General features: G+C 66.8%; 12 protein-coding genes and 1 pseudogene. 5 read left to right on the forward strand and 8 right to left on the reverse strand.

The genetic code is table 11. The features are described from left to right. Positions 1-89 precede the first annotated feature (89 nt). From BMY25_RS02280 to BMY25_RS02295, 4 genes are all read left to right on the forward strand, one after another. Complete coding sequence (locus tag BMY25_RS02280; RefSeq protein WP_238858109.1) at positions 90-833, forward strand: N-acyl amino acid synthase FeeM domain-containing protein; 744 nt, start codon at positions 90-92, stop codon at positions 831-833. 263 nt (positions 834-1096) lie between these two features. Further along, positions 1097-2050, forward strand: a complete 954-nt coding sequence (locus BMY25_RS02285) for an ABC transporter substrate-binding protein (protein ID WP_092494941.1) — start codon at positions 1097-1099, stop codon at positions 2048-2050. Positions 2051-2148: 98 nt separating this feature from the next. Then, entirely contained in the window at positions 2149-3033 is an 885-nt protein-coding gene (locus BMY25_RS02290; RefSeq protein ID WP_092494942.1) for an ABC transporter permease, read from the forward strand. Next, the gene (locus BMY25_RS02295) at positions 3030-3824 is read left to right on the forward strand and encodes an ABC transporter ATP-binding protein (RefSeq protein ID WP_092494943.1); all 795 of its coding nucleotides are present in this window, start codon (positions 3030-3032) and stop codon (positions 3822-3824) included. The genes BMY25_RS02290 and BMY25_RS02295 overlap by 4 nt, the downstream gene beginning before the upstream one ends. A gap of 33 nt (positions 3825-3857) precedes the next feature. On the opposite strand, the gene BMY25_RS02300 is transcribed toward BMY25_RS02295, so the two are convergent. The 8 genes from BMY25_RS02300 to BMY25_RS02335 form a co-directional block, all read right to left on the reverse strand. Further along, complete coding sequence (locus BMY25_RS02300; RefSeq protein ID WP_428976934.1) at positions 3858-4892, reverse strand: bile acid:sodium symporter family protein; 1035 nt, start codon at positions 4890-4892, stop codon at positions 3858-3860. A 12-nt stretch (positions 4893-4904) separates the two neighbouring features. Next, on the reverse strand, positions 4905-6401 hold the full coding sequence (locus BMY25_RS02305) for an MDR family MFS transporter (protein ID WP_092494944.1): 1497 nt from the start codon (positions 6399-6401) through the stop codon (positions 4905-4907). 138 nt (positions 6402-6539) lie between these two features. Beyond that, positions 6540-8543 (reverse strand): bifunctional 2',3'-cyclic-nucleotide 2'-phosphodiesterase/3'-nucleotidase, encoded by a 2004-nt coding sequence (locus tag BMY25_RS02310; protein ID WP_092494945.1) that lies wholly within the window; start codon positions 8541-8543, stop codon positions 6540-6542. Positions 8544-8719: 176 nt separating this feature from the next. Continuing rightward, entirely contained in the window at positions 8720-9766 is a 1047-nt protein-coding gene (mgrA, locus tag BMY25_RS02315) for an L-glyceraldehyde 3-phosphate reductase (RefSeq protein ID WP_092494946.1), read from the reverse strand. Between the two features lie 29 nt (positions 9767-9795). Further along, the gene (locus BMY25_RS02320; RefSeq protein WP_092494947.1) at positions 9796-10911 is read right to left on the reverse strand and encodes a Gfo/Idh/MocA family protein; all 1116 of its coding nucleotides are present in this window, start codon (positions 10909-10911) and stop codon (positions 9796-9798) included. Positions 10912-11016: 105 nt separating this feature from the next. After that, positions 11017-12384 carry an amidohydrolase gene (locus BMY25_RS02325; RefSeq protein WP_092494948.1) on the reverse strand — a complete coding sequence of 456 codons (1368 nt, stop codon included), beginning with the start codon at positions 12382-12384 and terminating at the stop codon, positions 11017-11019. 104 nt (positions 12385-12488) lie between these two features. Beyond that, positions 12489-13898, reverse strand: coding sequence for an MATE family efflux transporter (locus BMY25_RS02330; RefSeq protein ID WP_092494949.1), 1410 nt, complete (start codon positions 13896-13898; stop codon positions 12489-12491). Positions 13899-14000: 102 nt separating this feature from the next. Further along, positions 14001-14306: a hypothetical protein gene (locus tag BMY25_RS02335; protein ID WP_092494950.1), complete on the reverse strand. Its 306-nt coding sequence runs from the start codon at positions 14304-14306 to the stop codon at positions 14001-14003. Positions 14307-14507: 201 nt separating this feature from the next. Here BMY25_RS02335 and BMY25_RS21025 point away from each other — a divergent pair. After that, positions 14508-16636, forward strand: a pseudogene (locus BMY25_RS21025) (penicillin acylase family protein). Position 16637: the final 1 nt, after the last annotated feature.

Genomic DNA, 16637 nt, shown 5'->3' on the forward strand with positions numbered 1-16637 from the left:
CGCGGCTGCAACCATTTACGCATGGTAAACATTTTGATAAAAATGAGAGGTATTCTTTAGACATTCTTTAGTTAAAGTGGAGGTGGGTCATGAGCGCTGCGGCTTTGGCTTCGGGGCCCAGTCTGGCTGAACGGGTTACGGATCTTCTGGAGCGGGTCGACTATCGGCTCGCGGTCACGCCGGAGGAGAAGGAAGCCGTCTACCGGCTGCGCTACCAGGCCTATCTCCGGGAAGGCGCGATCGGGCCCTCCTTCGTCAAGAAGCTGGCCGATCGCTTCGAGGATTCTCCGAACGGCTACACCTTCGGCGTCTATATCGACGGAGAACTGGCGAGCTCGCTGCGCATCCACGTCGCCTCGCAGGAGAATTCCGACACCCCGGCCGTCGACGCCTTTGCCGATATCCTCATGCCGGAGATCGAGGCCGGCAAGACGATCATCGACAACAACCGCTTCGTCGCCGACCACAACTTCTCGCGCGCCTTCCCGGCGCTGCCCTACGTGACGGTGCGTCTCGGCTACATGGCATCGAAGTTCTTCGACGCGACGCTGGGTCTGGCGACCGTCCGCAAGGAGCATCAGGCCTTCTACAAGCGTTTCTTCGGCTTCACCTCGCTGGCCGAGCCTCGCTTCTATCCGACGCTTACCAAGCCGCTCGGCCTGATGAGCATCTACCAGCCGGAAGTGCGCGACCACGCGGCCAAGCGCTATCCCTTCTTCTGGTCGTCCTACACGGAACGGCGGATGCTGTTCGAACGTCCGGTCCCGATGCATCGCATGCCCATGCCGCAGCGTCCGCATCTGGTCCACGAGGATGCGCGCCTGAACGCCTGAACAGGCTGCAGGAGCGCGCGCCGGTGCGGAGGAGGAGGCCGCACCGGCGTTCCCTTGAGGGATGCCCGACCCCGGCGGGGAAGGGCGTCCCTTTTTCTTTGGGCCGCCCGGTTCGCCCATGTGATGATCTCACCGGATGACGCCGCCGCCGGCACCGGCCGCCCTTGCCGGAACTCGCGCTCCCGCGCGCCTTGCCTTGATTTCCTCGCGGGAAAGGCGAAAAAGGGAAGGTCCCGGGACCACGGGGAGGCGAGGGGGAATTCATGAGAAGGTTGCTTTGTACGGCCGCAGGGTCGGTCATGCTTTTGACCGGGGCAGCGAGCGCCGCACCGCTTTCCGTCGATATCACGGCCATCGTGCAGCATCCGGCTCTCGATGCCGTTCGCGAAGGCGTCAAGAAGGGCCTGGCGGATGCCGGCATGAAGGAAGGGACGGACGTCACCTTCGCCTTTGAGAGCGCGCAGGGTAGCCCCGCCACCGCCGCGCAGATCGCCCGCAAGTTCGTGGGCGAAAGCCCCGCCGCCATCGTCGCGATCTCCACGCCGTCCGCCCAGGCGGCAGCCGCCGCCACCAAGAGCGTGCCGATCGTTTTCTCCGCCGTGACCGATCCGGCCGGCGCGCAGCTCGTCAAGTCCGTCGAGAAGCCCGGCGGCAACGTCACCGGCGTCTCCGACATGCTCCCGGTCAAGGACCAGGTCGCATTGATCCATGAGATCACGCCCGACGTGAAGCGGGTCGGCTTTATCTACAATCCGGGCGAGGCGAATTCCGTTTCCTCGCTGAAGGCGTTCAAGGAAGCCGCTGCCGCTTCCGGCCTGAGCGTGGTGGAAGGCCCGGCGACGCGCTCGGCGGACGTGCAGGCCACGGTCCGGTCGCTGGTCGGCAAGGTCGATGCGCTCTACGTGCCGACCGACAACACCATCGTCTCCGCCTTCGAGGGCGCCGTCTCCGTGGCGAACTCGGCCAAACTGCCCTTCTATGCCGCCGATACCGATACGGTGAAGCGAGGCGCGCTCGCGGCTGTCGGCTTCAACTACTTCGACGTCGGCGTCGAGACCGGCCAGGTCGTGGCGAAGATCCTGAAGGGCGAGAAGGCTGGCGAGATCCCGGTGGTGTTCGCGAAGGGCACGGACCTGCAGGTCAACAAGACCACGGCGGCCAAGATCGGCTTGACGATCCCCGAGGCCGTGCTCGGCCGCGCCAAGGTCGTCGAATAACGGGGCGTTTTCCCATCCGAGGAGCCGGCCGTTCCGGCTCCCGAACCTTTTCGGACGGAGCGGCCGCGGCAGCTCCGTCCGCCTGATCTGGAACGTTGATGTCGGCCATTGCCTTCTTCGGTGCCGTCGAGCTCGGTCTCGTCTATGCCTTCGTGGCGCTTGGCGTGTACCTGTCCTTCCGTATCCTGGATTTCCCCGACCTGACGGTGGACGGGTCGTTCCCGCTCGGTGCGGCGGTCGCGGCCGTGCTGATCTCGGGCGGCTATAATCCGTGGCTGTCGACACTCGCGGCGATGCTCGCGGGTGCGCTTGCCGGCTTTGCCACGGCCTTCATCTCCATCCGATTCCGGATCCTGCATCTCCTGGCGTCGATTCTGACCATGATCGCGCTTTTCTCCGTGAACCTCCGCGTCATGGGCCGCCCGAACGTGGCGCTCCTGAACGAGGACACGGTGCTGACGCCGTTCTACCGGTTCGGCCTTGCCGATTATCTCACGCGGCCGCTCTTCCTGCTGGTGCTGGTCGCGATCGTTTCCGCGCTGCTGATCGCCTTTCTCGCAAGCGATCTCGGCCTCGCAATGCGGGCGACCGGCGCCAATGCGCGGATGGCGCGGGCACAGGGCGTGCGTGTCGATCGCCACGTGATGTCCGGCATCGCGCTTTCCAACGCGCTGGTCGGGCTGGCCGGCGCGCTTTTCGCGCAGACCAACGGCTTTGCCGACGTGACCGCCGGCACCGGCACCATCGTGGTCGGGCTTGCCGCGGTGATCGTCGGAGAAACCTTCATGCCGCGCGGCCGGCTGGCTTTCGCGATCGTCGGCTGCATCCTGGGCTCCGTCCTCTATCGCCTGGCGATCCAGCTGGCGCTGAACCTCGACGTTCTCGGCCTGCAGGCGTCCGACCTCAATCTGATCAGCGCGCTCCTTGTTCTGGCGACCCTGGTGCTGCCAAGGCTTCGCAAGTCGCGGAGGGCTTCCGCATGATCGAGATCGACAAGCTCGCCGTCGTCTTCAACAAGGGAACGCCGCTGGAGCGCCGCGCGCTCAGGAACGTGTCGCTGACACTGCGCTCCGGTGAGTTCGCCTGCGTCATCGGCTCCAACGGTGCCGGAAAATCGACGCTTCTGGGCGCATTGGCGGGCGATGTCCCGGCAGAAAACGGCCGCATCGTGCTTTCGGGCCGCGACGTGACCAAGCTGCCGGCGGAAGCGCGGGCGGGGCTCGTCGCGCGCGTCTTTCAGGATCCGCTTGCCGGCAGCTGCAGCGCGCTCACCATCGGCGAGAACATGGCGCTCGCGGCCGCGCGAGGGCGGCGGCGGGGGCTCTCCCCCGCGCTGCGTCGCGAGCGGCTCGACGCCATCGTGGAGCGCGTGCGGGAACTCGGCATCGGGCTGGAAAGCCGGCTCGGGCTGCCCATGGGCTCCCTTTCGGGCGGGCAGCGACAGGCGCTGGCGCTGGTCATGGCGACGCTTTCGCCTTCCAGCATCGTGCTTCTCGACGAGCACACGGCGGCGCTCGACCCGGCCAACGCGGAATTCGTGCTGGAGCTGACGGCGAAGCTGGCCGAGCGCTTCAAGCTGACCGTGCTGATGGTCACGCATTCCATGCGGCAGGCGCTGGATTACGGCACGCGCACGCTGATGCTGCATGACGGCGAGATCATCTTCGACGTGGAAGGCGAGGGCCGCAAGGATCTCACCGTCGAGGACCTGATCGACCGCTTCCGCCGCGTGCGCGGGCAGGAACTCTCGGAGGATCGCCTGCTGGTCGGCTGACGGCCGGCCGCCGCCGACGCTCGCGCCCCGCCTTCAGGATGCGGCGGGATCGCGCGGAATGGGGCGGGCATGCGGGCCGTGGTCGAGGCTGTCGGCAAGCGCCGTTTGCTCGAACCGGCGGGCATAGCGCCGGGCCAGCACCGCGCAGACCATCAGCTGCATCTGGTGGAAGATCATCAGCGGCAGCACGGTGACCCCGACCGTTGCGCTGGGGAAGAGCACCTTGGCCATCGGCACCCCTGTCGCCAGCGACTTCTTGGAGCCGCAGAAGACGATCGCCACCTCGTCCTCATGGTTGAAGCCGAGGAGCCGGCTGCCATAGGTGGTGGCGAGCAGGACGATGGCGAGGATCACCGCGTCCACCACCAAGATCATGGCCAGGCCCTCCAGCGGAATCTGGTGCCAGAGCCCCTGCACGACCGCCTCGCTGAAGGCGGTGTAGACGACCAGCAGCACCGATCCGCGGTCTGTCAGCGACAGCATCTTCTTGTTGCGTTGTGCCCATGCGCCGATGAAGGGCCGCAGCAACTGCCCGAGGCAGAACGGCACGAGCAGCTCCGCCACGATCTTCCAGATGGACGAAGCGGAAATGCCGCCATGCAGACGCAGGACGACGCCCACCAGAAGCGGCGTGATCAGGATGCCGAAGATGTTGGAGGCGGTTGCCGAGCAGATCGCCGCGGGAACGTTGCCCCGGCCGATCGAAGTGAATGCGATCGATGACTGCACCGTGGAGGGCAGGGTGCAGACGAACAGGATGCCGAGCCAGAGCGGCCGGCTGAGAAGGTTCGGGAATGCCGTGTGGAAGATGACGCCGACGATCGGGAAGAAGATGAAGGTCGACGCCAGGATCGTCAGGTGCAGCCGCCAGTGCGTGATGCCGGCGACCACCGTCTCGCGCGGCAGGCGCGCGCCCTGCAGGAAGAAGAGCAGCGCGATGGCAGCGGTGGAAAGCCATTCGAAGATCTGTTGGCCGACGCCGCGGCAGGGCAGGAAGCTGGCCACCACAATGGTGGCGATCAGTGCCGTGATGAAGGCGTCGGGACGGTAGCTCAGGATACGTCGCATCATCTTTTCCGCTCAGTCCGCCAGCGCCGCATGGGCGGCGTTCCGCACATCGTCGGAGCGCAGCGGCTTCTCTTCCATCAGAAGCAGGAAAACCCAGGCCAGCGCAAACCCGATCGCTGCGGCAAGAAAGACCCAGCGGAAGACCCCGCCGGCTTGCGACATCGCGGCGGTGCGCGCCAGCGTTTCCACAGAGCCGCCCACGCTGCCGAGCGCTCCGCTTTGCCCAAGCACGATCGCGCCGAAAACGGCGACGATCACGGCGCTGCCGAGCTGGCGGAAGAAGTTCATCGAGGCGGTCGCGGTGCCGAGCTGGTGACTGGCCACGGCGTTCTGGACCGAGACGGTGGCGACAGGCAACAGCGTGCCAAGTCCCATGCTGAGCACGAAGAGCACCGCTTCCACGACGACGAAGTGGAGGCCAGTCGGGCGAGCGAAGAGCAGGAGGCACCCCACGACCGCGACGAGAAGCCCGGCGGTCGGCATGCGCTTGTAATGCCGGGAGTGTGACATGGCCCGGCCGGACAGGTTGGCGCCGATCACGGTTCCGATCATCAGCGGAATGACCGCCATGCCCGAATCGCTGGCGGAAAGCCCCACCACCGTCTCGAAATAGATCGGCGTGTAGATCGTCAGGCCGATAAAGGTGCCCATGCAGAAGGAGGCGGCCAGCGTGCCCATGCGCACGATCGGATTGGCGAGCACGGAAGGCGGGATCAACGGCTCGGCCGCCATCCGAAGGCGCAGGCCGAAGAGCATGCTGAGGATCGCGGAGAGGACCAGCAGGCCGATCACCGGCGTTGACAGCCAGGGATAGGTGACGCCGCCCCAGTTCAGCATCAGCATGAAGGCGACCGTCGCGGCGGCAACCAGCACGGCGCCCAGAATATCCAGCTCGTGCCGACGGTCGTTGCGGGGCAGGTGCTTCAGCGCGCCGTTGGCGAGCCATAATGCCATCAGCCCGAGCGGCACGTTGATCCAGAAGATCACCGACCAGTGCAGATGTTCGGCGAACACACCGCCGAGCACCGGGCCGGCGAGGCTGGAGGCCACGAAGACGCTGGCGATATAGACCTGGTACTTGCCGCGCTCCTTTGGCGCCAGGATGTCCGCGATGATGGTCTGGGCAAGCGAGATCAGCCCGCCGCCGCCGAGCCCCTGCAAGGCGCGGGCGAGGATCAGGACCAGCATCGTCGGCGCCAGCGCGCAGGCGATGGATCCCATCACGAAGGTGGCGATGCCGATCAGCAAGGTGACGCGTCGGCCGTGTATGTCGCTGAACTTGCCGTAGAGCGGCGTGACGGCGGTCGCCGTCAGCAGATAGGCGGTGACCACCCAGGGCATGTGCTGGAGGTCGCCAAGCTCGTGGCCGATCGTCGGCAACGCGGTCGCCACGATGGTCTGGTCCAGCGCGGCCAGAAACATCGCGAGCATGATGCCCCAGATGATGGAGCGGATTTCGGCCGGGGAAAGCGGGCCGGCGCTGGGGCGAGCGTCGTGAGGGGCGTTCATCGGGATCTTCGGTGCAGCACGCTGGTCCCGCCGTTCGCCAGCGAAGCCGGAAGAGAATGCGGGAGGAACCCGGGAGATAGCGCCGCACCCGCCCCTCGGCAATCCTCCGAAAGCAAAGAAGCGGGTGCGAGCCCGGCGTTAGAGGGTCAGCCGGTAGCGCGCGAAACCGCCCGCGCCCTCGCCCACATAGTCCACCTTGACGCCCTTGAGTTCCGCCAGATGATCCCGGGCCTTGGGGCCGGTCTCGAAGATCGCCGTCGCACCGGAAACGGGGGCGAGGCTCCAGTTGCCGTCGGCGGTCGGGTTGATGGTCTTCTGCTCCACGATGTAGCGCACGATCACGTCGCGGTTGGTGTCGGGGCCGACATAGACCACCGCGTCCTTGTTGACGCCCGGGAAATCGCCGCCGCCGCCAGCGCGGTAATTGTTGGTGGCGACGATGAACTTCTGCGCGGGATCGATCGGCTTGCCGTCGAACTGCAGGTCCACGATCCGGTGCGCCTCCGGGTGGGCGAGCTTGCCGTTGGCGTCATAGCGGGCGGGCTGCGTCAGATCGATCCGGTAGGTCACGCCGTCGATGACGTCGAAGTTGAAGCTGGCGAAGGTCGTGTCGATCAGCGGCTGGTCGGGCTTGCCCGGCTCAAGCCGGTTGAAGAGCCCGGCCGAGCGTTCCAGCCATTCCTTCACGGTCGCGCCGGTCACGAGCACCGCCTGCACCGTGTTCGGGTAGAGATAGAGGTCGGCGACGTTGCGGATCGCGATCGGCCCGGCCGGCACGTCGGTGTAATAGTCCGCGCCGTTGCGCCCGCCCGCCTTGAAGGGCGCGGCGGCGGAGAGCAGAGGCAGGTCCTTCCACTCCGTTTCCTTCAGGATTTCCCGGAGGTACCAGGTCTGCGCCTGGTTGACGATCTGTACGGAGGGATCGTCGGCGACCAGCGCGAAATAGGAATAAAGCGGCGCGGAGGTCTTGCCGACGGGCTTGCGGACATAGGTGAGCGTGGCCTCGTGGTCGAGTTCGACGGGCAGCACCACGGTGCGGTCGCTCTGGACGAGCGGGATCACCTTCTTCTCCTCGCGCCGGAAGATCGGCCGCGCCTCGCTGGTGAAATCCGCGACGCGCCAGCCCTTGTCGCCGCGTTCGAGCAGGAGATCGACCAGCCCCATATGCGAGCCCCAGAAGCCGCCCATGACGGCGGGCTTGCCCTGCAGCGTGCCTTTCACCGTGTCGACGCCCGCCATGTTCTGGAAATCGGTCGGGCCGGGGAACACGAGATGCTGGTGCCCGGTCAGCAGCGCATCGATGCCTTCCACTCCGGCGAGGTAGAGCGCGGCGTTCTCCATGCCTTCCGAATGGCCGCTGGCGTCGATGCCGGAATGGGAAAGCGCGATCACGATGTCAGCGCCGTCCTCCTTCATCTGCGGCACCCAGGCCTTGGCCGCCTGCACGATGTCGCGCGCCATCACCTTGCCTTCCAGGTTCTTGGCATCCCAGATCATGATCTGCGGCGGCACGAAGCCGATCAGCCCGACCTTGATCGGATGCTTCTGGCCGGTCCCGTCGGTGATTTCCTTGTCCAGGATGATGTAGGGCTTGAGATAGAGCTTGTCGTCGCGCGGATTGCTGGCGAGCTCGGTGCCGCGGATCAGATTGGCGCAGACGAACGGGAAGTTCGCCCCGGCCAGCACCTTGTCCATGAAGTCGAGCCCGTAATTGAACTCGTGGTTGCCGAGCGTCGAGCACTCGTAGCCCAGCACGTTCATGGCCTTCATCACGGGATGCACGTCGCCGGGCTTCATCCCGCGCTGATAGGCGATGTAGTCGCCCATCGGGCTGCCCTGCAGCAGGTCGCCATTATCGATCAGCATCGAGTTGGTCGATTCCGCCCGCACGTCGCGGATGATCGTGGCCGTGCGGGCCAGCCCGAACGTGTCGTTCGGCTTGTCCGCGTAATAGTCGTAGGGGACGAGATTGACGTGGATATCCGTCGTCTCGAGGATGCGGAGATGCGCCTGGCCGGCGGCGGCAAAGGCGGAAAAGGGGTGCAACGTCACGAGCGTCGTTGCGGCTGCGCTTCCTGCCAGGAAGCCGCGACGGGACAGCTTGGGCGGGAAGGGCTTGGGCGGAAGGAGGGGCTGGGGCATGGCAGGCGGCTTCTCCTCGGCTGGCCGATGACGAGTCGGCAAAGAAGGTATCGTAGCCTTGCTTTATGGAAATCGCGAGGTGGCGATGCGGCCGGCGCGTGTCTTGCCTCGTGGCGTCGTCACGAAAAGGGCGGGAAATCGCTTCCCCGCCCCGCCCCGGCCGCGCCTCGTTTCCGTCAATCCACGTTGGACTTCAGCGACGATACCTTGCGCCAGAGGTCGATGCCGCCCTCCTGCGCATGGCGGTCGATCTCGTCCAGTTCCTCGCGGGAGAAGTCGAGCGTCTTCAGCGCATCCAGCGAATTGTCGAGCTGCTCGACATTCCGCGCCCCGATCAGGGCGGAGGTGACGCGCTTGTCGCGCAGCGTCCAGGCCAGCGCCATCTGCGCCAGCGTCTGGCCGCGGCGTTCCGCGATGCCGTTCAGCTTGCGGATATGCTCGAGGTTCTGCTCCGTCAGCAGGGTCTGGCTGAGCGAGCCGCCCTTGGAGGCGCGCGAGCCCTCCGGCACGCCGTTGAGGTACTTGGAGGTCAGCATGCCCTGCGCCAGCGGCGAAAACGCGATGCAGCCGACGCCGAGGTCTTCCAGCGTGTCCAGCAGCTGCTCCTCGATCCACCGGTTCAGCATCGAATAGGAAGGCTGGTGGATGAAGAGCGGCGTGCCCATCGAACGCAGGATCTCGTGCGCCTTGCGCGTCAACTCCGGCGAATAGGACGAGATGCCGACATAAAGCGCCTTGCCGGAACGAACGATGCTGTCCAGCGCGCCCATGGTTTCTTCCAGCGGCGTGTCCGGGTCGAAGCGGTGGGAATAGAAGATGTCGACATAGTCGAGGCCCATCCGCTTCAGGCTCTGGTCGAGGCTGGCGATGAGATATTTCCGCGAGCCGCCATTGCCGTAGGGCCCCGGCCACATGTCCCAGCCGGCCTTGCTGGAAATGATCAGCTCGTCGCGGTAGGGGGCGAAATCCGCCGCGAAGATGCGGCCGAAATTCTCCTCCGCCGAGCCGTAGGGCGGGCCGTAATTGTTGGCGAGGTCGAAATGCGTGACGCCGCGGTCGAACGCGCGGCGCAGCACGGCGCGGCCGGTCTCATAGACGTCCTCGCCGCCGAAATTCTGCCAGAGGCCCAGCGAGATGGCCGGCAGCGAGATGCCGCTGCGGCCGGTGCGGCGGTAGGGGATCTGCTCGTAGCGATCGTCGGCGGCGGTCCAGGGTTTCTGCACGGTCTCTCCCTCAGTGCTTGTTGTTGTTTTCAGCCCTCGCCCGGCGCGGACGCGTTGATGAGGTCCGGCGGCTCGATCGGGGGCAGTTCCTGCTTTTCGCTCTGGTCAGCATAGCGGCTGCGGGCGACCGGAGTCACCTTCTCCGGCCGTCCGCTCGCCAGGGAACGCTCGATCGCTTCCATGATGACCACATCCGCGAGGCCTTCCTCGCCGCCGGGCTCGGGGTCGCGGTTATTGATGACGCAATCGGAGAAGTACTTGAGTTCGCCGCCGAACTGGTCGGTCGGGTCGAATTTCTTTTCCGATTTCTCGTCGCCCACGGTCAGCTTGTGGCCGATCGGAGCGCCGAACGTAAAGCCGGGCGTGACTTCCAGATCGCCCTTGGTTCCGACGACGCGGTATTGGCCGACCTCGTTGGCGCCGTAGCTGACGGTGAATTGCGCGAGCCGGTCATCGGGAAAGCGCATCGTTACCGAGACGGTGTCGTCGAAATTGAAGGGCAGGTCCGGCCGGCGCGTGCCGACGGCGAAAACCTCGGTCGGCTCGGCGCGGAAGACGTTGCGCGCCGCATTGATCGGGTAGGGGCCCATGTCGGTGACCGGCCCGGCCCAGTAGCCGTGGCTGGCGCGGTGGTTGGAGGCGGCGACATGCTGGCAGAACACGGCGGAGAAGATCCGGAGATCGCCGATCTTGCCGGAGCGCAGGAGTTCCAGCGCGGCGAGGGTCGCCGGCTCGAAATGCAGGCGGTAGGCAATCATCAGCCTGGCGCCGGATTTCTCCGAAGCGGCGATGATCTCGCGGCATTCCTGCTCGCTGACGGCCATCGGCTTTTCCAGAAGCACGTGGATGCCGGCCTCCAGCGCCCGCACGGCGAAGTCGCGATGCTGGTCGTTGGGCAGCGCCAGATAGATCGCGTCCACCTCGCCCGACCTGAGCATCTCGTCATACTGGTCGTAGCCGTAGGTGTGCTCGATCCCGTATTTCGGTGCGAGTTCCCGCGCCTTGACGGGATCGCCGGTGACCAGCGCCGTCATTTCCGAATTGCCGGTGTGCTCCACGCCCGGCATGAAGGCGGCCTGTGAGATCCAGCCGCCCGCGACGACGGCATAGCGGACCTTGGAACCGGTGATCTCTCTGGCTGGCATGTGCGCTCCTCTCGTTCGCGAAGGGAACGCGGCAGGCCGTCCTTTGATCCTTGCGCGATTGCCCCGATCGCGCCTCCGCCCGGCCCCTGGACAAGGCGATCTGGCCTACGCGGGCCGGATCACCGGAAAACGCGATTGCAGGCGGATGCCGGCGCGTTCGCGGATCGCGTCGGCGCGCTCCTGCACCTGGCTGAGGATCACCTCCTCGTCCACTGTCAGCACCTTGCGGTCGCGCATCAGCCAGCGTCCGTCGCACATGGAGGAGACGACCGAGCGGGAATGCGTGGCGTAGACCAGCGTGGAGACGAGATCGTGGATCGGCAGCGTGCCGATCTCGCGCGGGTCGATCATGATGAGGTCGGCCTTCTTGCCGGTCTCCAGCGAACCGATTTCGTTTTCCCAGCCGAGGCACTTCGCGCCGTGCACGGTCACCATGTCGAGCACGCTTTCCGCCGGCATGATCGTCGGATCGACGCGCTTGCCCTTGTGGATCAGCGCGGCGAGGTAGATCTCATCGAAGATGTCGCTGCGGTTGCAGCAGGGCGGGCTGTCCGTGCCGATGCCGACGGCCACGCCGGAGGCCAGCAGCTCCGGGATCGGCGCGAAGCCGAGCACGCGCATGTTGGCGGAGGGGCAGTGCACCACGGGCGCGTCGTTTTCGCCGAAAAGCTCGATCTCGCGCGGCGACAGCCAGACGCAATGGACCGACAGGAGGTTGGGCGCGAGCACGCCGAGCCGCGCCAGATGCTCCACGGTCGAGGCACCGCGCGTTTCACGGGCGAAGCGGTTCTCCTCCGGGATCTCGGAGACGTGGATCTGCACGGAGGTGTTGCGCCGGTCTGCTTCCGCCTTGGTGCGCAGGATCAGGTCGTCGGAACAGTTGAAGATGGTGCGCAGCCCGAACCAGTGGCGGATCCGCCCGTCGGCCGCGCCGTGCCAGCGCTCGTTCTGCTCGATCTGCCGCTCCAGCACGGCGTCGGTGGGCAGGATCCAGCCTTCCGGCAGGCCTTCGCCATTGTCCATGGAGGACTGGCAGAGCGTGGCGCGCAGACCCAGATCGCTGACGGCATGGCCCATCGCATCGACATGCTGGCCGCCGGCTTCGGAGAAGGTCGTGACGCCGCTCTTGATCATCTCCACGCCGATGGCCGATGTGGAGACGTACTGGTCTTCCGGCGTCAGCTGGCTCTCGAAGGGCCAGATCCGCTCGCGCAGCCATGTCAGGAGATCGACGTCGTCGGCGATGCCGCGGCCGAGCTGCTGCGATGTGTGGACATGCGAGTTGACGAGGCCGGGCATGACGATCAGCCCGCGCCCGTCCACGATCTCGGTGCCGGGCGGAACGGCGTCGACGGCGACGCGGCCGAGTTCGGCGATCCGGTCGCCGGAGACCAGGATATCCGCTTCCACGAGGATCTCCCGGCGGCGGTTCATGGTCAGGATGGTCGCGCCGCGGATCAGCGTATCGGACATGCGGAAAGCCTCGAAGGTTCAGCCGGGGGCCGGTTCGGCGCGATCCTAGGCAGGCGGGCCCGGCCGCTCCAGCCCAAAGATCGGCCTGTGGAGAGAGGTGCCGGTCAGGCCAGGGTGCGGAAGCGGACGAGACCGAGCCGCTCGCGCATGATCCACCGCGCCGTCATCAGCACCGCGAGAATGCCGATACCGGTCGCCAGCCCGATCCAGATGCCGATGCCGCCAAGTCCCACCTTGAAGGCGAGAAGCGCCCCCACCGGCAGTCCCAGCCCCCAATAGCCGACCGCCGCGAAGATCATCGGAATGCGCGTGTCGTGCAGGCCGCGCAGCACGCCGGCGCCCATCACCTGCGCGGCGTCCAGAAGCTGGAAACACCCGGCGCAGGCGAGGAAGGTCACGGCGAGATCCACCACCTCCCGGTTCTTGGGATCGGTCGTGTCGAGGAAGCCGGAGATCAGCGTGCGCGGCGCGAGGAGCAGCACCGAGGCCGCCACCGCCATGATGGCCACGCCGAGGAGATACCCGGACCAGCCCGCCACGCGGATGCCTTCCCGGTCGCCCGCCCCGTAGGCAAGGCCGACGCGCACGGTGGAGGCCTGGCTGATGCCGAGCGGGATCATGAATGAGAGCGCGGAGATCTGGATCGCGATGGAATGGGCCGCAAGCTGCGTCATGCCGAGCACGCCCATCATGAAGACGGCGGCGTTGAAGACCGTCACCTCGAAGGCCAGCGTGAAGGCGATGGGCACGCCCAGCCGGAAAAGCTCGATGAAGCGCGGCCAGTCGGCGCGCCAGAAGCGCCCGAAGACATGAAAGCGCCGGAAGGGCGGCCGGAACTGGACGATGGCGGCAAGTGCCGCGAACATTACGAAATTGGAGATCGAGGTCGCCAGTCCCGAGCCGGTGAGGCCCAGCGGCGGGCAGCCGAGATGCCCGAACATCAGCACCCAGTTCAGCCCGACATTGAGAACGATGGCGGCCGCGACGATCCACAGCGCCCAGAGCGGCCGTTCCAGCGAGGAGATGAAGGAGCGCAGCACGGCATAGGCGAGCGCCGGAAAGAGCGCCCATTGCAGCGCGTGCATGAATGTGGCGGCGGATCTGGAAAGATCCGGCTCCTGTCCGATGGCGAGCAGGATCGCCTCGGCGTGCCAGAGGACCAGCCAAACCGGGATGGAATAGGCCAGTGCCGTCCACAAGCCCTGCCGCACGGTGCGACGCACTTCCCGCACCATTCCCCGCCGCCGCTCGCCCAGCGCGCGCGCCAGCATAGGACCGGTCGCGATGGTGAGACCGATGCCGAAGATCAGGAAAGCGAAATAGAGATTGCCGCCGAGCGTGCCGGCGGCAAGCGTCGCCGGTCCCAGCCGCGACATCAGGATCACGTCGGTCGCCCCGAAGGCGGTCTGGGCGAAATTGGTCAGGATCAGCGGCCAGCTGAGCAGGGCGGTGCTGCGGATCTCCGCGATCCAGGCGCTACGCGTTGCCGTGGGCTGCACGACGGCATCCACCATGGTCTTCCTGCCCTGCCTGTCGGCGCGCCCGGGTGGCGTGCTCTCGTTGCCCTGCTCTAGGGGGTCCGCCCGGACTTCTCAAGCAGGGACGCGGATCGCGCTTCAGAGAAGCTCGATCGGCTGGGCGCGGATCACCACCTCCTCCTGCCGAAAGCGTTGCTCCAGGCTTTCCCTGTATTCGGCCCACCAGGAGCGGTCCAGTTCCTCCACCATCACTTCCAGCGTGACGATGTCGTCGCGGTAGCTTCGGTCGCTGCCATGCCAGAGTCCTTCGGCCGGGGCGCGGGTGAAGGCGGTGAGGCCGCCAAACCGCTCGCTCATCTCGTGGCGGACCGTTCCATAAAGCTCATGGGGCAGGGGCTTGCCGTGGTTGTCGCGAAGGGGAAGAAGGATCTGGACGAGGTACATGGCACTTCAACAAAGCTCGGTTATCTCCTGAACTCCGTGGACCCCGGGGAGTTCACGTCCGACGATAGGCAAGATCAGGAGCCTGCCTTGCCCGGCCTCTCAGGACTGAGCCTTTCCGGAATTCGTGTGGCGGCGGGGCTGCTCGGCCGGGCCCTCATCGCCGGAGCGCCGCCTTCGCGCACGCTGGCGGAACGGCTCGCCATGCTGCGGACCCGCGGCTTGCCGCTGCAAGGACCGGTCCGCATCCACTGGAACGAGCATCAGGTGCCCTTCATCGAGGCAGAGACGGACGACGACCTCGCGGTGGCGCTGGGACTCGTCCACGCGCATCTCCGGATCGGCCAGATGGAGATGATGCGGCGGCTCGCCACCGGGCGGGTGGCGGAACTGGTGGGGCCGCTCGGCGTCGAGCTCGATCGTGCGCTGCGGCTCTTCGACTTTCCGCGCGCCGTGCCGGAGATCCTGGCATCGCTGCCGGAGGAGACGCGGCGCTGGGCGGAAGGCTTCGTCGCCGGGGTCAACGCGCAGCTGCTCGGCGCGGCCGAACTGCCGCCGGAGTTCCGTCTGCTCGACATTCCGCGCGAGCCCTGGACCTTGCACGACCTCTTCGCCGTGGCGAAACTTGCCGGGGCCGACGTGAGCTGGCTCTCCTGGCCACGACTCCTGAAAACGCGCGACGCGCTGCCGCCCGATGAATGGGGGGACGTCTGGCGCGAATTGCTGCGCGCGGCGCTGTTCTCGCAGGAACTGACCGGGGTGGCTGGGTCCACTGTCGGAGAAGCGCTGCGAAGCGGCAGCAATTCCGCCTGCGTGGACGGCCGCCGCACCGGGACGGGCGCGGCGATGATCGCCAGCGACCCGCATCTTTCCATTGCGCTGCCCGGCCTTTTCCTGATCGCCGGCTACCGCTCGCCCGGCCACCACGCGGTGGGGCTGATGATCCCCGGCCTGCCCTTTATCGGGCTCGGCCGAAACCGCTCGGTGGCCTGGGGCGGCACCAACCTTCACGCCGCCGCGAGCGATCTCGTCGATGTCTCGACGCTGCAGCCCGCCGCTTTCGGCACGCGACGGGAGGTGGTGAAAGTGCGCGGTGCGGCCGATGTGGAGTTGTCGCTGCGGGAGACGCGCTTCGGGCCGGTGGTCACGGACGGGATGATCCTCCGGAGCCGCGCGCCCGCCGCGCTCCGCTGGATCGGCCACAGCCCGAGCGACGAACTCACCGCCATGCTGCGCGCCAGTCAGGCGGAGACTGGCCCACCTTCCGCGCTGCCTTCGCGTCCTATGCCGCGCCGGGGCTGACCATGACCTATGCGGATGTCGGCGGCTCGGTCGGCCGGACGATAGCGGCGCAGCTGCCGCGCCGTTCCCATGACGAGCCGCGCGACATGCTGCTGTCGCCGGAGGAGGCGCTGCACTGGGACGAGGTCGCGACCGGCCTCGACATGCCGTGGCGTTTCGGGCCGGAGGAAGGCTTCATCGCCTCCGCCAACGACCGGCCGCCCCCCGGCGAATTTCCCGTCGGCTGGTTCTTCTCGCCGCATGACCGGGTAAGGCGCATCGCCGAGCTGCTGGGCGGGGACAGGCGCATCGGGCTCGACGACCTCCGCGCGTTGCAGCGGGACGTCAGTCAGCGCAGCTCGCTCACCTTGCGCGACATTCTGCTGCGTGGCCTGCCAGAGAGCGAGCGATTGAGCGGGCGCGAGCGGCAGGCGCTGGCCGCGATCCGCGACTGGAACGGCTCCTATGCCGCGACCTCGCAAGGTGCGCTCGCCTTTGAGCTGCTGCTGGCCGAAATCGTGGAACGGATGAAGCGGAAAGGCATGTCGCCCCGGAAGCCCGCGTTCTGGTCCGCCCGCGATCTCGTGGCCGAACGGCTGGCGGCGCTTTCGGAAGCGGAGCTGGCGCAGGTCACGGGGCCGGCGCTCCGCCGCGCAGCGCGGGGCTTCGGGCGCTACCGGAACTGGGGCGGCATGCACCGGCTGCGTCTCGCGCATCCGCTCGGCCGCCTGCCGGTGATCGGCCGCCGCTTTCGCTACGGCGACTTCCCGGCCGATGGCGGCAACGACACCTTGAACAAGACGGCCTTCGGTCTTGCCCGCAAGCGCCATTATGCGACCTACGGCGCCTGCGCCCGCCACATCTCGGATCTGTCCGATCCCGACGCCAACTTCTTCGTGCTGCTCGGCAGGCAGGACGGCTGGAGCGGCAGCGCCAATGCGGTGGATCAGGTTGCCCTCTGGCGGCGCGGCGGTTATGTCACCGTTCCCCTGCGGCTGGAAACGGTGCGGACGATGTTTCCGCACAAGACCGACCTTCAGCCGGCAGGCTGAC

This window comes from Faunimonas pinastri, from assembly GCF_900110915.1.
Classification (GTDB): domain Bacteria; phylum Pseudomonadota; class Alphaproteobacteria; order Rhizobiales; family Afifellaceae; genus Faunimonas; species Faunimonas pinastri.

Coding starts and splice junctions, on each gene's coding strand:
- BMY25_RS02280 (WP_238858109.1), top strand. CDS start 90: ATGAGCGCTGCGGCTTTGGCTTCGGGGCCCAGTCTGGCTGAACGGGTT.
- BMY25_RS02285 (WP_092494941.1), top strand. CDS start 1,097: ATGAGAAGGTTGCTTTGTACGGCCGCAGGGTCGGTCATGCTTTTGACC.
- BMY25_RS02290 (WP_092494942.1), top strand. CDS start 2,149: ATGTCGGCCATTGCCTTCTTCGGTGCCGTCGAGCTCGGTCTCGTCTAT.
- BMY25_RS02295 (WP_092494943.1), top strand. CDS start 3,030: ATGATCGAGATCGACAAGCTCGCCGTCGTCTTCAACAAGGGAACGCCG.
- BMY25_RS02300 (WP_428976934.1), bottom strand. CDS start 4,892: ATGCGACGTATCCTGAGCTACCGTCCCGACGCCTTCATCACGGCACTG.
- BMY25_RS02305 (WP_092494944.1), bottom strand. CDS start 6,401: ATGAACGCCCCTCACGACGCTCGCCCCAGCGCCGGCCCGCTTTCCCCG.
- BMY25_RS02310 (WP_092494945.1), bottom strand. CDS start 8,543: ATGCCCCAGCCCCTCCTTCCGCCCAAGCCCTTCCCGCCCAAGCTGTCC.
- BMY25_RS02320 (WP_092494947.1), bottom strand. CDS start 10,911: ATGCCAGCCAGAGAGATCACCGGTTCCAAGGTCCGCTATGCCGTCGTC.
- BMY25_RS02325 (WP_092494948.1), bottom strand. CDS start 12,384: ATGTCCGATACGCTGATCCGCGGCGCGACCATCCTGACCATGAACCGC.
- BMY25_RS02330 (WP_092494949.1), bottom strand. CDS start 13,898: ATGGTGGATGCCGTCGTGCAGCCCACGGCAACGCGTAGCGCCTGGATC.
- BMY25_RS02335 (WP_092494950.1), bottom strand. CDS start 14,306: ATGTACCTCGTCCAGATCCTTCTTCCCCTTCGCGACAACCACGGCAAG.